Here is a 16,568-nt window from a genome sequence, read left to right on the forward strand (position 1 = left end):
CAGATTATACAATAAAAATCGGGCTAAACTTGCGTTAAAATTTAGCCCGAACGATTGTGTGACTTTGCGTGAGATTTTAAGAAATCAGTTTACGCGTTTGGCGTAACATAAAATTCTTAAAATCATCTAAGTAAGTGAAAATGACAGGTACGACCACCAAGGTGAGTAGGGTGGATGTAATTACACCGCCAATGACTGCGTGTGCCATAGGCGCACTTTGTTCGCCGCCTTCACCCAAGCCAAGTGCGAGTGGCACCATCCCCATCACCATTGCACTGGTGGTCATTAAAATAGGGCGTAAACGGGTTTTCCCTGCAGCTATAATTGCATCATAACGTGAATCGCCCTGATCCATGGCTTTTTTAATAAAATCAATTAGTAAAATCGCATTTTTGGTGACCAATCCCATCAGCATAATAATACCGATAATAGAAAACAGGTTCATGGTCGAGTTAAAAATAAACAGTGCCAAGAATACTCCAATCAACGATAAAGGTAGGGAAGCCATAATTGCTGCGGGGTGAATGAAACTGTTGAATTGCGAACCTAAAACAATATAAATAAACACAATAGACAGGGTAATTGCAGTCAGTGCATAACCTGCAGATTCAGCCATGTCAGCATTGGCGCCTTGAGTGTCGAAGCTATAACCTGCGGGTAATTTAAAGTTATCCTGAATTTTTTGAATGTCGGCACCAATGTCCCCTGCAGGACGTCCAGCAGTGTTAGCTTCGACCAAAACTTCACGGGCCAAATCACGGCGGTTGATTTGCGCTGCACCTAAACTTTCTTCAAACTTCGCCACACTTGCTAGAGGCACTAAAATATTTTGTCCATTGGCATCGGTTTTTTGTGAAGTTAAATACATATTTTGCACATCGCTCGGCAAGCTACGATGGTTTTCTGTAAGGCGAACATTGACATCGTAGGTTTCGCCACGTTCATCTTGCCAAGTGGTGACATCATCCCCCGCAATCAGTGGGCGGATAATATTGGCAATTTGATTTACCGATAGCCCTAAATCGCTGGCAAGGACACGGTTAATATGAACACCTAATGTAGGTTTAGGAGCTTTTAGCGAGCTTTCTAAATCGACAATACCATTCACCTGAGCAATTTCGGTCATAAAGCGGTCAGAGATTTTTTGTAATTCTGCTAAATCAGGGCCTTTAATAGACACCATCACAGGTTTTTGCCCACCAGAAACCGTTTCATCGGCAGAGGCGACAGAGGTGATGGTGATGCCCGCAACACTTTGTAGACGCTGGCGAAATTCGTTATTGAGTTCGGTTAGCGTTTGTTGACGTTCATTACGCGGGCTGACAGTTACACGTAAATTAACATGATTTTTCCCGCGATCTGTCACGCTGTTAATGGCCCCGTAAGTCGCGCGTACTTCTGGGTGTTGACGAATGATTTGATCTACTTGTTTTAATTTTGCTTGTGAATATTCAAGCGATGCATCCACAGGTGTTTCAAATTTAATCCGAATTTCACCTTTGTCAGGTACAGGTACAAACTCTGTGCCAATCAGTTTGGATAATCCGAGTGCAGCAAATAATGAACCCACGGCAATCAATAAGGTGATAACGCGAAATCGTAGTGCCAATTTTAAAAGTTTTTCATAATGATGGCTTAAATTGTCGAGTTTGTTAGAAATCCAGTTTAAGAAGCGTTTTACCCGTCCAGGTTTTTTATTCGGATTTGCTTTTTCTGCCCAGTGTGCAGAAAGCATTGGATCCAGCGTAAAACTGACAAACATGGAAATCAGTACGGCAGTACTGACGGTGACACCAAATTGATAGAAAAAGCGTCCGATAATGCCGCCCATAAATGCCACAGGTAAAAATACCGCCACAATGGTTAAGGTGGTTGCTAAAACTGCTAAGCCAATTTCTTTAGTACCATCCAAAGCAGCCGTGACATGGTCTTTGCCCATATCTGCATGACGCACGATATTTTCACGTACCACAATTGCATCATCAATCAATAAGCCAATACTGAGCGAGAGCGCCAGTAAGGTCATCATGTTGATGGTAAAGCCAAATGCCCAAATAAAGGTGAGTGTGCCGAGTAGGGCGATTGGCAGGGTCAATCCTGTAATGGCGGTAGAACGGAATGAACCAAGAAACAACAGTACAATCAGGACTGCCAGAATCGCACCCTCAATAATGGTGCGCGCTACATCACGGATACTGCCACGAATCCCTTTAGAAGAATCCACCACGACTTTTGCAGTCATGCCAGCAGGCAGTTGGGTTTGAATACGTTCTAAGGTTTTATAAGTGTTATCTACCACTTCAATGACATTAGAGTCTGAACTACGCAAGATATCGACAGCAACTGCAGTTTGCCCATTTAAAAATGCACTGGTTTCCAGCTCTGCTTGACTGTCTTGAATTGTGGCAACTTGTTTTAAAAAGATTGGCGCACCATTTTTATTGGCAATAATTAAATCGCCAAAAGCCAGAGGGTGAATGACTTTGGATTGGATTTCGACCACCAATTCACTATTGGCTTGTTTGAGTGTGCCGCTAGGTACTTCAATATTTTCAGCTTTGAGCGTGTTGATGACCTGATCCACACCCAGTCCAAAACTCATTAACTTTTGTGGATCTACCTCAATACGAATTTGTCGCTGTGCATCACCCAATAAATTAACAGTTCCGACACCAGACACAGTGCGCAGTTGCGGTACAACTTGTTGATCTAAATAGGAACTTAAATCACGCAAAGACATTTGTGAGGATTCAAACACAATCGACATGACTGCATTGGCAGTTGGGTCGTAGCGCTCCACCACAGGGTCTTGAATTTCATCTCGAAAGCCTGCACTGACAGACGAAATTTTATCGCGTACATCTTGTGCCGCCACTGCCGAAGGAACATCTAAATTAAACTCGGCAATAATAGTAGATAACCCTTCACTGGATTGTGAAACCAGTTGTTTGAGTCCAGAAATGGTGTTGATCTGATCTTCCATTTTCTTGGTGATTTCAGATTCAACTGTTTCAGGTGATGCACCCGGATAACTGGTATAAACCACTACAAACGGAAAATCGACGTCAGGAAATTCTTCCACGCCCATACGTTGCCATGAAGCCAAGCCAAGCACCATTAGACAAAACATCATCATGATGGTAAAAACGGGATACTTGACGCTAACTCGGGTAAACCACATAACAACGATCCTGATTTTTTATTTATTGGACATCTGCACTACTGCATTGAGATGAAATTCAATTTATTGAGGGTTATTTTGAATGATCACCTGCTGCTGAATTTGATCGGGGTTGAACACCACTCGACTGACTAGATCACTGCTCTGTAAGCCTTGAATCACAGCAGTATTGTCACTATAGCGCTGTTCTAAAACTGTGATATCCACGCGGGCAATTTTTTGATCTCGAATCACCCAAACATAAGGTTTGTTTTGGATATCGTGAATGGTATTGAGTGGGATGATTTGCCCTGAAATTGTCGTGTTCGCTAAAATATAACCATCCACAAATGCCCCAATACTTAAAGAGGGAAGACGATCAAGCGGGGTTGCAAAAAATTCAATTTGACGACTGGCTAAATCCGCAACAGGAGAAACACGGCTAATTTGTGCATTAAATGTGTTTGCTTGTCCTTGGAGTTGATATTCAATTTTTTGACCAATTTTGAGTGCGGCTTGTAAGTCGCTTGGTAATTTCGCTTGAATTTCTAATTGGTTCGGATCGACGACTTCAAATAAGGTTTGTCCTGCAGCCACAGTTTGCCCAGGCTCAACTTGACGTTGGGTAATGACACCATGAATTGGACTGGTAATCGTGCCATCTTGATCGGCTTTTAGTGCAATATCGACATTGGCTTGTTGGGCGCGTACATTTTCCATTTGCGCACGATAATCTAACTGACTTTGCTCATATTCCACTTGTGAAATAAAACCCTGATCGAGCAAACGTTTTTTTCGTTGCATCATGTTGCGGGCTTGGTTGGCTTGCGCTTGCGTTGCAGCTAAATTGGCGCGAGCTTGTGCTAAACGCGCAGCATTATCCTGATTATTTAAGCGTAGCAAGGTTTGACCACGTTGTACGCTATCTCCCACTTTGACATAGACTGAGGTTGCTGTGGCAGTCACCTGTGCTTGAATACTGCTTTGATTCACAGCACGCACTGTGCCTGTAAAGGCAGTTTTACTGATTGCGCTGCCTTGTTGTGGTGTCACTAAATCTTGCTGAATGAGTTCAATTTTTTCTGATACTGTTGTTTTATTTTCAGTTTCTGTTTTTTGGCAGGCACTCAGCAAAATACATAAACCGATTGCACCGATACGAAAAATGGGTAAATGCTGCCGATTAAACCTAACTGCGATACGCTGTGCAATGTGCATGCATATTTGTCCTTATTGATTGCCAAAATGACAAGGTAATTCAAATCAACTATTCAAGTGCTTTTAAGCGAGTAATAATTCTGTCGTATTCTGCTTGTGTATTTCGATAGCTTGTTTGTAAAGATTGAATCATATCTTTTTTAAGCTCGATGTTTTTTAAGTTATTGTCCAAATTGGTTTTTAGTTGTGCAGGCACAGGTTTGACCTTGCGTAAATACTCCATTTCTTGACGTTTAAAAGTAATACGGTCATTTTGCAGCTGTTTGAGTTGTTCTTGTTGGAAAATAATTTGCTTTTTAATATGCGCTAAAGCGTTATTACGTTTAGTGATTGCGGTTTGACTATTGGTATAGGCTTTTTTTAAACGCTGATCAGATTCCATTTGATACGCTTGAGCAGCACGTTGTGGGGCTTTTTTAATATCCATTTCAGTGTTGTATGGACGTGCGCGCTGAATCACTTGCATGTTACGGTCTAATGCTTCATAGCCATGACGAATATGATTAGGTGTCACATTACTACTAATATTTGCAACGCCATGTTGATCATAATAGCGATACCACACCGCTTTGTTCTGGCTGTCAGCCATGAGTGGGGCAGAGGACAAGAGCAGTAAAGCAAGCATGCCCAATTTAAGTGACTGCTTATTTTGTTTTAATTTGACAGCGAGTGATTTTGCAAAAAAAGTGCTCACGTTGTCCCCCACAATAAAGTTGACTAAATTACTTAAATTACACGTAATAATAGTGTTATATTAGATCAAAATTAGGAATTAAAAAAATACAACCGATAAAAAATATCAATGGTCACAAGAAAGTGTGAGCGGTTTGGTGATAATGGTGTAAAAGTGTAGATTTACACTAAATATGTTCATTGAAACTACAAGTAAAGATATGTTAAAAATACGATCAATGTGTAAGATTTTTCTACTCAGTTGCTTGTACAAACAAAAATGGGAAGGGTCATTGAATGGACGATAAATTCCAAAATCTAAAAGTCATGGTGATTGATGATTCAAAAACCATTCGCCGTACAGCTGAAACACTTCTGCAGCGTGAAGGTTGTGAAGTGGTTACCGCAGTTGATGGATTTGAAGCTTTATCCAAAATTGCAGAATCAAATCCAGATATCGTATTCGTAGATATTATGATGCCACGCCTAGATGGTTACCAAACGTGTGCCTTAATTAAAAACTCGCAAAACTACCAAAACATTCCTGTCATTATGCTATCAAGTAAAGATGGTTTATTTGACCAAGCTAAAGGACGTGTCGTGGGTTCTGATGAGTATCTGACTAAACCATTTAGTAAAGATGAATTATTAAACGCCATTCGTAACCACGTGACCGCATAATTATTAGTTAGTTAGATTTATTGGGGAAAATAATGGCTCGTATTCTTATTGTAGATGATTCACCTACAGAAACATTCCGCTTTAGAGAAATCTTGACCAAGCATGGTTTTGAAGTCATTGAAGCAGCGAATGGTGCAGATGGCGTGACCATGGCGCAAGCTGAATTACCAGATTTAGTATTAATGGATGTGGTTATGCCAGGCGTGAATGGCTTTCAGGCAACACGTCAAATTTCGCGTGGTGACACCACCAAACACATTCCAATTGTAATTGTGAGTACCAAAGATCAGGCAACTGATCGTGTTTGGGGAAAACGCCAAGGTGCAAGCGATTACTTAACTAAGCCTGTTGACGAAAAACAATTAATTGATGTGATTAATCAACACCTTAATGCAGGATAAGCTATGGCTGCAAATGGTTTTATTGAATTGCTTCGGTTATCTAAACGTGGAAACAAAAACTACGTTAGTACCGAAAATGAGGTAAACCGCTGGTCAGGCATTGCTTTTGAGATGATGGGGCAATATTTCGTTGCTCCATTAGGAGAAGTTTCTGAGGTTATTTATCCACCGAAATATACGCCAGTGCCAAATACCCAACCTTGGGTAGTAGGTTTAGCGAATATTCGCGGAAGATTACTTTCAGTTTCAGATTTGGCACATTATGTTTCTGGGCAAAGCAGCCAATATTCACCTACTCAAAAAGTAATGTGTATTAGTCATAATGACCATTATGTCGGTTTAGTTGTAGATCAAGTTTTGGGTATACAGCACTTTAATAAGAAAAGTTTCTTTTCTAAACACAATGATTTAGATAGTAATTTACAAGAATATTGTCAGGGGTATTTTCACCAACATAACCAACAATGGCATGTTTTCTTATTTAGTCGTTTATTGCAAAACCCAAAATACATGAACGCATCTATAAAATTTATAAATTAACTGTCGCGCACCTAAAAAATGAAGGCGTCAATCGGGGAGAAGCTGCATGGGCTTTAAACTTAAAAAGAAAAATTCAGGCGAAGAAACCGTTCGTAAAGCAAGTGGTCCAGGTTTTTTTGCAAAATTACAGGCGCGAACAGAAGAGTTTGCGAGTGTATTTGGCGAAACAGAAAAATCTAAGCCACTTATTTTAGGCGCAGCTTTTTGTATCATCTTATCGCTTTTCCTGTTGTTATACCTTTTTTATAGCGTGCCGCGTAATAACGATTTTACCCGTAGTTTGGGTGATTTACGTCTGTTGTCACAAACCATTTCACGTCAAGCAACCGAAGCGACTGCATCAGGTACGCCTGAATCTATTAAAAACTTAACAGATTCACAAAAAGCCTTTGCTGCTCACTTAGAAACAGTGAAGGATATTCATGCCAGCACAGATACACTGCGTGAAGTGGAAACACAGTGGAAATCGGTTTCTGAAAATATTGATTTGATTGCTTCGCAACAAAAAATCATTAACCAACTCTATGACACCAACATTGCAATTGGTGAAACCATTCCGGGTATTCAGGCTGAATATAACTTGATGGTTGACCAAATGGCACGTCAAGACATGCCAAGTAGCCAGGTGGTTATTGCAAAGAACCAAGTATTCATTGCAGAACGTATTTTACGTTCAATCAGTTCTGTATTAACAGGTACAGACAGTTCACGTGAATCTGCAGATGACTTTAGTGCCGATACTGAAACGTTTGGTGCTTACTTGGCAGCACAGTTAAATGGTAGTGCGGAACTTGGTGTACAACGTATTACTCAAGAAGATTTACGTAGTTCATTAGAAGGTATTCAAGCAGAATATGAAGATGTATTGAAATCTGCTGCTGCAACAGTTTTAAATAACTCAACACAAATTGTAAAAGTACGTCAGGCATCATCTTCTATTTTTGATCAGTCAGATAAGCTTTTAACCAATTTAAATAAATTGTCTAGCGGTTCAGGTTGGTCTATTGCAATTCCTGCAATTGGCTTAATTGCAGCATTACTTGCGTTCTTATTCTGTGTATTCAAACTCTTGAACTTACGTGGTGAAGCCGATAAAACTCGCGTGGTTCGTCTACAAGATGAATATGACCGTAACCAGAACGCGATTTTACGTTTACTCGATGAGATCGCCGACCTTGCAGATGGTGACTTACGTTCATACGCAACAGTATCGGAAGACTTCACGGGTGCAATTGCCGACTCGATTAACTTCGCAATTGACCAATTACGTGACCTTGTATCGCGTATTCACGAAACATCGCACGAAGTTGCACAATATACGGCAACCACACAGAACATTACCAACCAGCTTGCTGAAGCATCTGAGCATCAGGCGCAAGAAATTGCAGGTGCATCTGCCGCAATTAACGAAATGGCAATGTCGATTGACCAAGTATCTGCCAACGCTGAAGAATCAGCAGCGGTAGCAGAACGTTCAGTACATATTGCATCGAATGGTGCAGACGTTGTAAACCGTTCAATTGAAGGTATGGATATCATTCGTGAGCAGATTCAAGAAACCTCTAAACGTATTAAGCGTTTGGGTGAATCTTCACAAGAGATTGGTAACATCGTTGCCTTGATTAACGATATTGCCGACCAAACTAACATCTTGGCATTAAACGCAGCAATTCAGGCGTCTATGGCGGGTGAAGCAGGTCGTGGTTTCGCAGTCGTAGCCGACGAGGTACAGCGTCTAGCGGAACGTTCAGCATCTGCAACCAAGCAGATTGAAACACTGGTTAAAACCATTCAGACCGATACCAACGAAGCCGTAATTTCGATGGAACAAACCACATCAGAAGTTGTGCGTGGTGCGAACTTATCTAAAGATGCGGGTGTTGCACTGGATGAGATTCAAACGGTATCGACCAACCTTGCGAAATTGATTTCTAACATTTCGGATGCTGCAAAACTTCAGTCTGCTTCTGCAGGTCACATTGCAACCACGATGAACGTTGTACAGGAAATTACCTCGCAAACGACCAGTGCAACTTTCGATACTGCACGTTCGGTATCTGAGTTGGCCAACATGGCAGAATCATTACGTGAATCTGTAACTGACTTTAAACTACCTGAATAAGCGGGATTCCAGCTTGGGGAAAGGTGTACCTATACACAGTTATGGGTACACCATCATTCAGAGATAAAGCATCGCAAAGATGAACTTAACTTTTGGGTTAGGGGCATTCAGGATGGTTACAATTAAGTTGAAGTGCCTTTTGGTGCTGAAAACGTAAGAAGCCTTAGCTATGAAAGAAATATTAAAAAATTTAGTCGAAACAATGACGCTTCCTGAAGATAGTTATCTTGAGCAAGATGCGGAAATTCTTGAAATTTTTGTCGAAGAAATTGAAGAAATCTTCGAAGAATTAAATCCATTATTTACAACTTGGTTTGCGAACCCAACAGATCAAGAAACTTTAGTGACTATTCGTCGTCACTTTCACACTTTAAAAGGCTCGGGTCGCATGGTGGGTGCGAAGTCTGCGGGCGAATTGGCATGGACGGTTGAAGATACTTTAAACCGTGTGCTTTCGGGTGCGGTAACACTCAATACTGATATTCAAAAATACGCAAAAACTGTTTTAAATATTTATCAATACAAGCTTTATCCAATTTTTAAACAAGTCGGTTTAATTGATCTTGATTTACGCCCATTAGTGCTTTTAGGACAACAATTACAGCAAAACCAAAGTCCTGAACCTGCATTGGAAGAGTTGCTGATTTTAGCGGATCAACTGACTGCAACTGATATGCCGACAGGACTAGAATTGGCGGATGCTGCAGTTGAAACAGCAGTAGTCACAGCAGTTGAATCATCTGAAGATGTAATAACTGCTGAAGAAATGCCGCAGACAGAAGTTGCACAAGAAGAGGCTGCTGATGCGAGCCTATTGGCTGAAACTCTGGCTATTTTTGTGGAAGAAGCTGAAGAGCATTTAGCGACCATTGATCAGTTCTTGGCGCAAGATCAGATTCACTCACAAGACTATAATGGCTTAATTCGTGCTTTACATACACTGCGCGGCAGTTCGTCTATGGCGCAAATTGATCAAGTTTTTCAAGCCAGTTCTAAAGTTGAAAACTTGTTTAAAACATTTGTACAAGATGAAATTGAATCTACATCAAAAGAAACTGCGCTGTTGGTGCAATATGCAGAATTTGTCCGGGATTATCTGCATGTACTTCGTCAAGGTCACTGTGATGGTTTAGATGTAATCTATGCAACTTTTAATAAAGCATGGGATAGCTACGGCTTTAGCACCAGCGATACAGAAGACTCTAATCCTCAAGGTTTAGTATCGAAGCTAATCGAACTGAATATTGATCGTTTACTTGATGCCGAATTTGAATTTGATAAATTGGCGCAAGCGCAATTCCCAAGCTATTTAGAAGAACTCAGCGCACAAGCGCAATTGTTGGTAGAGCATACCGATAACCGTGCGTCTGTGGGTATTCATCAATTTACTGAAGAACTTAAAGCTGCTTACGACAGTGTTTTAGCCAAACCAATTCTGCTTAACTCTGAATATGGTTATGAGTTATTTGCACAGGCACACCAAGAGTTTATTCATTTATTCGATACCTTGGCTGCGGGACAGCGTGTTACGGTTACAGAAGACATTCAGAAAACCTTAAATGACTTAACTGCATTTGTGCAGCAAGACATTGATGCAATTGCACTTGAAGATGCTGAAACATCAGTGAGCGACAATGCTGTAGAAACAACAGTTGTTGCAGAACCTGAAGCGGTGCCTGCTGCAGTTGCTAGCGAAAATTCGGGCACAGTGAATTTGGCGCAATTGTCACAACGTATTGCATCAGATCAACAAAACATGCATGCCGATGATGCCAACAAAGACTTCGATCCTGACTTGCTGGATATCTTCTTGGAAGAAGCAGAAGAGCTTTTGGTGGGTATGGATGAAGATGTCAATACTTGGTCAAAAGACGCCAGCGATACTTCGGCTTTAAACAACTTAATGCGTTATTTGCACACTTTAAAAGGTGGTGCAAATATGATTTCTGCGACGCATATTGGTTTAATTGCACACAACCTTGAGTCGATTTACGAGCGTATCATTAACAACCAAATTGTTGTTTCACCTGCGTTAATTCAAATTATTCGTTTGGTGCAAGATGATATTGCAGACCGTATTCAGACCATTCGTGATGAGCGTGTGGACTATGCTGCGCCAGAGTCGATTGCAATTTTAGGCAACATTGTTAGCTTGGCACAAGGCGATGCAGATGTGTCAGTTGCAAGTGCGACAACCGCAGCGCAGCCTGAACAGACTATTGAGGCAGTAGAAGAGGTTGATGCACAGCCTGAGTTGGCGGTAGAAGCGTTGCAAGATACAACTGCAGATTTAGCTGAAGATGACGCAGTTATTGCTGATGATGCACATTTTGAAGACGCTGCTGCTGCGGCATTTGAACCGATCACAGAAACTGCAAGTCTTGAAGCAAGTGCTGAATCTGAAGATGAGCAATTACATTCAATTGTGGTTGAAACTTTCCGAGAAGAAGCGGAAGAAATTTTGGATGCTGCAGATCAGCGTTTGAAACAATGGTTTGAACAGCGTAGTGACCGTAGTATCTTGCTTCAATTACAACGTGCGGCACACAGCTTAAAAGGCGGTGCACGTATGGCTGAAATTGAGCCTGTTGCGCAAATTGCCTATCAACTTGAAAGTGCCTTTGAACAGTTTGCGGTGCATCAATTTAACTCAAATGTTTATGATGCCTTGTTGCAAACCACGTTAGCGTGGTTACGTGATGCAATTTTCAAAGCAGATTACAGCAATTATGACAGCTTAAAATCTAGCTTGTCGGCAATGCAGTTTGTGGATGTATCTGCACAATTGCCTGAGCGTTTAACGCATACCGACTTGTTATCGCCAAGCCGTAGTTATGGGTTTGTTCAGGGTGATGGTACAGAGCCGCCTGCAATGTCGGGTGAGTGGGGCGAAACCACACAGCTGGATAATAGCAATGAGATGATTCGTATCTCGGCCGATTTAGTCGAGAAGATGATTGACTTGTCAGGCGAGAACTCGATTAACCGTTCACGTATTGAAATGGAGCTTGGGCAACTGGGCGGTACGTTGAATGAGATGGAATTGGCGATTAAACGTCTTGCCGATCAGTTACGTCGAATGGAAGGCGAGCTGGAATCGCAAATTATTGCCAAGCACGGTTCTGAAAACTCACGTTATGCAGACTTTGACCCATTAGAGATGGATCAATATTCATCGTTGAATCAGTTGTCTAAATCTCTGGCGGAATCTGCATCGGACTTGGTGGACTTTAAGAGCACCTTGGCTGAAAAAATTCGTGATGCTGAAGGTTTGTTATTACAACAATCACGTATTCAGGCCGAAATTCAAGAAAGCTTGATGCGCACACGCCTTGTACCATTCTCACGTTTATTGCCACGTTTACAACGTATTGTGCGTCAGACTTCATCGACCTTAAACCGTCCAACAGAATTGGTGGTTTATAACACTGAAGGTGAATTAGACCGTACCATTCTAGAGCGTTTGGTGACACCGTTTGAACACATGCTGCGCAACGCGGTTGACCATGGTATTGAAGACCCTGCACAACGTGCTGCAGCCAATAAACCTGAAGTTGGTAAAATTGAACTGAACATTACTCGCCAAGGCACAGATGTTATGGTGACTTTTGTGGATGATGGTAAGGGTATTGATGATGCTAAGATTAAAGAAAAAGCATTGAGCTTAGGTTTAATCAAAGCCGATCAGAATTTAGATAAAAATGAAATTCTGCAATACATTTTCCACCCAGGCTTTACAACAGCACAATCGGTTACACAAATTTCAGGTCGTGGCGTTGGTTTAGACGTGGTGCAAAGTGAGATTAAGGCGCTCGGCGGTCACGTTTCTGTAGATTCAACATTAGGTCAAGGCACAACCTTTAGTATTCGTGTACCAACGACGGTTGCGGTATCCGATGCCTTAATGGTTAAAGTTGGTGATCAACAATTTGCTGTACCGTTGGCGCAAATTGACCGTATTGTACGTATTGCACCAACCACTTTGGAATCTTACTTCAACAGCAATGAAGATTTCTTCCAAATTGACAACCAGAACTACAAGTTACGTTACTTATCTGAGTTCGTTGGCAATCAGCCATTACCGCGTTTAAGCCATGTGGGTCATTCACTACCTGTTCTGTTAATTAAAGGCAGCACAGGTCAAACCATTGCTTTACTAGTCGATCAGTTGATTGGTTCGCGTGGTCAAATTGTTGTGAAACCAATTGGACAACAGTTCTCAAGCATTGGTGCAATTGCAGGCGCAACTATTTTGGGTGATGGTCAAGTTTGTTTGATTTTGGATGGTCAGAACATTGCCCGTCAAATTCTTGCAACGCAACGTACTAAACAAGCCAGCGATCAACGTGATAGCCAACGTCGTGATACACGCCGCTTAATTATGATTGTGGATGACTCAGTCACCGTACGTAAAGTAACTTCACGTATGCTTGAGCGTCAAGGTTATGACATCGTGACTGCCAAAGATGGTGTCGATGCCATGGAGCAGCTTGAAAACGTCAAACCTGACTTGATGTTACTGGATATTGAAATGCCACGTATGGATGGTTTTGAGGTGACTAACCTTGTACGCCACCACGACATGCATAGCAATCTGCCGATCATCATGATTACGTCACGTACAGGTGAAAAACACCGCGAACGAGCGTTTAGCTTGGGTGTGACGCACTACATGGGTAAACCGTTCCAAGAGGCAGAATTGCTTGCCAATATTGAACAATTATTAGCAGTTAGTCAGGGGTAAACGATGAGTCAGACGAATAGTCCAAATTTACTCGGGCAAATCAGTCAGCAAGAGCTGCAACATTTAATTACCGTATCTACCGGTTTTATTGATGCTTATATTGTTGAATGTCATGGTAAACAACCGATGCTGATACCTCAAAATATTGTGTTGTCAGCGCTGGATAACGCCACTCAAGTTAAAACTGTGGAATGGCACGAATCGCAATTGCCTGTTTATGCGGTCAATGACCCAGAGAAAAAAATGGGCGTGGCACTGGTTATTGAAGGCGATGAAATGGAGCAGCGTTTTGCTTTGATGTGCAATGAAATGCCTAAAACCCTGCGCTTGCGTATTTCTGAAGTGGTAGATGATGACCAGCAAACCACGACTGATCCTGCGGTATTCCAATATGTCCGTATGGGTGAGCAGGTCTTTCATGTGCCTAATTTGAAATACATTCAAGAAAATTTGACGATCTAAACGCAATTTTCTCCGTTGTAAAATAGAAAAGGAACTCAAATAGAGTTCCTTTTCTGCTTCATGCAACTAATCTTATTGGATTTAAGTTAGTAATCCTTCCAAAATCTGTTCATAAATTTCTGCCAATGGCTCTAAATCAGCCACATCAACATGCTCGTTAATTTGGTGAATGGTGGCATTGAGTACGCCTAACTCCAACACTTGTGCACCTGTCGGCGCAATAAAGCGACCATCAGATGTACCGCCACTGGTCGATAATTCTGTTTCAACACCTGTGACATTGCGAATGGCTTGACGTGCAGCATTAACCAATTCACCTACAGGGGTTAAAAATGGCAAACCTGAAAGCGTCCACTCGATTTCATAATCCACTTGATGGCGATCTAAAATTTCCAAGACGCGAGCTTTTAGTTCATCTGCAGTCACTTCAGTCGAATAACGGAAGTTAAAGGTCACCGTCATATTGCCAGGGACAACATTGGTCGCGCCTGTTCCTGCTTGAATATTTGAAATTTGAAATGAGGTGGCAGGGAAGTATTCATTGCCATGATCCCACACCGTTTCACAAAGTTCCGAAATCGCTTTAGACGCGGTATGAATCGGGTTAATTGCCAAGTGTGGATAAGCCACATGACCTTGTTTACCCTTTACCGTTAAGATACCATTAAGCGAACCGCGACGCCCATTTTTAATAATATCGCCTAATTTATGGGTACTTGAAGGTTCACCCACCAAACACCAAGTCATTTTTTCATGACGTGCTTCCAACGTTTCTACAACTTTTACGGTGCCGTTAATAGAGGGGCCTTCTTCATCTGAGGTGATTAAAAAGGCAATTGAGCCTTTGTGGTCAGGATGTTTGGCGACAAAGCGTTCAGAGGCAACCACCATGGCTGCCAATGCTGTTTTCATGTCGGCACTGCCACGACCATAAAGTTTGCCATCACGAATTTCAGGTACAAATGGATCGGTATTCCATGCGTCTAAATTGCCTGTCGGTACAACATCTGTATGACCTGCAAAGCAAAAGACAGGTGCTTCTGTACCTTTACGCGCCCAGAGGTTATCTACATCGTCAAAACGCATAGATTCAATCTTAAATCCAATTTTTTCTAAGCGTTCTGCCATGAGGTTTTGACAGTTGTGATCGACAGGAGTGACAGACGGTTGGCGTAAAAGCTGAAGGCTTAAATCCAGAGTAGCAGAAGAGGTCATGAGAGTTTCAGACGTTTATCAAGAGTAAGTGCTAATAATAGGGGAATAATGCAACAAAAGTGAAATTTTAGCGTGAAAAAACCTTGTCCGAGAACAAGGTTTTTTGTGGTTTTTGTGAAGATATTCCTGAAATACTCAGAATTATTTGCGAATTTCTTGTTGGGTTTTTTCAGCAGTGTTACTCACCGCATGACCTGCAGAAGATACGTCTTCGCCCACGCCTTTAATTGTATTACAACCCGTTAAAACAAAGGTTAATAGCAGTGAAGTCACTAGAATTTTTTTCATGATCATCTCCAATATGTTCTAGATAGATTATTTTGATGTATTTTTTAGCTTAGGAAATAAACAGAATAATAAATAGGCAACTTTTATGGTGCTTACGTAATAAAATGTTGAAACTGGTATTCAGCGTGTTAATGGTGGATAGCTAATCAGCGGTGCAGCACGATACATATAAAATTGTGAATGTGCCGCCCGATAATACAAGCCATCTCCCCACCATTGATTAGGATGGCTACTGGCTTGAGCATTTTGACAAATCCATTCATGACGTTGCAGGCGATAAAACTGTTCTGTTTGTGCAGGAATATCACTCCCCCAAAGACCTAAACGACGAGCGCGATTAACCCAGTATGGCACAAGTGTTGTAGATGATTGTGCCAAGTGATGTATGGCGAAATACAATTGTCCTTTGAGTACAGCAAAACGGCGTTGAATCGGCACATCCAAGGCTTGCTTAAATTGAAATTGCTTTTGACTAAAATGATTCAGTTTACGCGCCAAAGTATCGGAGCGGTTTAAACCATACCAGTGTGCCAAAGAGCAATCCGCTTCGGCTAAGTAGTATTTTAATGCGACTTCCCAGTGTTCAACCTGCTGCGTGTCATGGTTGTGCAGTAAAAAATCCAGTTCACCCACAGTTTTAGCACCATCAATAATTTGAATACTGTGCCCCAATAATTCGAAGGGATGATAGTCACGATCACGCAGCCAAAACCACATCAACATTTCAAAGCGTAAGCCTAAACGGGTACTTTTCAGTTGATTTAAAAAATCGTACACCGCTTCGGGATGTGAATCTAAATAAGCTAAACGTGATTGATAAGCGTGATAATGGTGTTGCCAAAAAGTATCTGAATGGAATTCAAAAGTATGTTGAATGGGCAATTGCTCAGGCACAGCACATAAAATATTCGGACTTGCCACACTAGAAGCCAACTGACGGATAAGCGGGGTTTTGTAGGTCAGCCATACTTCGGGCAGAAGCTCGGGTTGATGCAACTCAATCATTATGAATCCATGCTGAAAAATGCAGAATTACAACGGAAAATTAAAAAACGCTTTATACTA

12 protein-coding genes are annotated in these 16,568 nt (G+C 41.6%); 6 read left to right on the plus strand and 6 right to left on the minus strand.

Annotated features, from left to right (window positions below; all coding sequences use genetic code 11):
* Window positions 1-76: 76 nt before the first annotated feature.
* From FTV28_RS02850 to FTV28_RS02860, 3 genes are all read right to left on the minus strand, one after another.
* Entirely contained in the window at window positions 77-3,181 is a 3,105-nt protein-coding gene (locus FTV28_RS02850) for an efflux RND transporter permease subunit (RefSeq protein WP_179989382.1), read from the minus strand.
* 63 nt (window positions 3,182-3,244) lie between these two features.
* Entirely contained in the window at window positions 3,245-4,378 is a 1,134-nt protein-coding gene (locus FTV28_RS02855) for an efflux RND transporter periplasmic adaptor subunit (protein ID WP_131261509.1), read from the minus strand.
* A gap of 49 nt (window positions 4,379-4,427) precedes the next feature.
* Window positions 4,428-5,072, minus strand: a complete 645-nt coding sequence (locus FTV28_RS02860; protein WP_154320463.1) for a hypothetical protein — start codon at window positions 5,070-5,072, stop codon at window positions 4,428-4,430.
* A gap of 275 nt (window positions 5,073-5,347) precedes the next feature.
* Between FTV28_RS02860 and pilG the strand changes: the two genes are divergently transcribed.
* The 6 genes from pilG to FTV28_RS02890 all read left to right on the plus strand — a co-directional run bounded on the left by pilG (window position 5,348) and on the right by FTV28_RS02890 (window position 14,000).
* Window positions 5,348-5,731: a twitching motility response regulator PilG gene (gene pilG, locus FTV28_RS02865; RefSeq protein ID WP_004975524.1), complete on the plus strand. Its 384-nt coding sequence runs from the start codon at window positions 5,348-5,350 to the stop codon at window positions 5,729-5,731.
* A 32-nt stretch (window positions 5,732-5,763) separates the two neighbouring features.
* Window positions 5,764-6,132 (plus strand): PleD family two-component system response regulator, encoded by a 369-nt coding sequence (locus tag FTV28_RS02870; protein WP_004975526.1) that lies wholly within the window; start codon window positions 5,764-5,766, stop codon window positions 6,130-6,132.
* A gap of 3 nt (window positions 6,133-6,135) precedes the next feature.
* On the plus strand, window positions 6,136-6,672 hold the full coding sequence (locus FTV28_RS02875; protein WP_004975527.1) for a chemotaxis protein CheW: 537 nt from the start codon (window positions 6,136-6,138) through the stop codon (window positions 6,670-6,672).
* 46 nt (window positions 6,673-6,718) lie between these two features.
* A complete protein-coding gene (locus tag FTV28_RS02880; RefSeq protein WP_179988579.1) occupies window positions 6,719-8,794 on the plus strand; it encodes a methyl-accepting chemotaxis protein in 2,076 nt (691 codons plus the stop codon).
* Window positions 8,795-8,963: 169 nt separating this feature from the next.
* Entirely contained in the window at window positions 8,964-13,538 is a 4,575-nt protein-coding gene (locus FTV28_RS02885) for an Hpt domain-containing protein (RefSeq protein WP_179989383.1), read from the plus strand.
* Window positions 13,539-13,541: 3 nt separating this feature from the next.
* The gene (locus FTV28_RS02890; RefSeq protein WP_179989384.1) at window positions 13,542-14,000 is read left to right on the plus strand and encodes a hypothetical protein; all 459 of its coding nucleotides are present in this window, start codon (window positions 13,542-13,544) and stop codon (window positions 13,998-14,000) included.
* Window positions 14,001-14,081: 81 nt separating this feature from the next.
* Here FTV28_RS02890 and dapE read toward each other — a convergent pair whose 3' ends face one another.
* The 3 genes from dapE to FTV28_RS02905 form a co-directional block, all read right to left on the minus strand.
* A complete protein-coding gene (gene dapE, locus FTV28_RS02895) occupies window positions 14,082-15,215 on the minus strand; it encodes a succinyl-diaminopimelate desuccinylase (protein ID WP_179989385.1) in 1,134 nt (377 codons plus the stop codon).
* Window positions 15,216-15,356: 141 nt separating this feature from the next.
* On the minus strand, window positions 15,357-15,503 hold the full coding sequence (locus tag FTV28_RS02900) for an entericidin A/B family lipoprotein (RefSeq protein WP_004968261.1): 147 nt from the start codon (window positions 15,501-15,503) through the stop codon (window positions 15,357-15,359).
* 120 nt (window positions 15,504-15,623) lie between these two features.
* Complete coding sequence (locus FTV28_RS02905; protein ID WP_179989386.1) at window positions 15,624-16,508, minus strand: DUF1853 family protein; 885 nt, start codon at window positions 16,506-16,508, stop codon at window positions 15,624-15,626.
* Window positions 16,509-16,568: the final 60 nt, after the last annotated feature.

The organism is Acinetobacter sp. YH12252, assembly GCF_013417365.1.
Taxonomy (GTDB): domain Bacteria; phylum Pseudomonadota; class Gammaproteobacteria; order Pseudomonadales; family Moraxellaceae; genus Acinetobacter; species Acinetobacter towneri.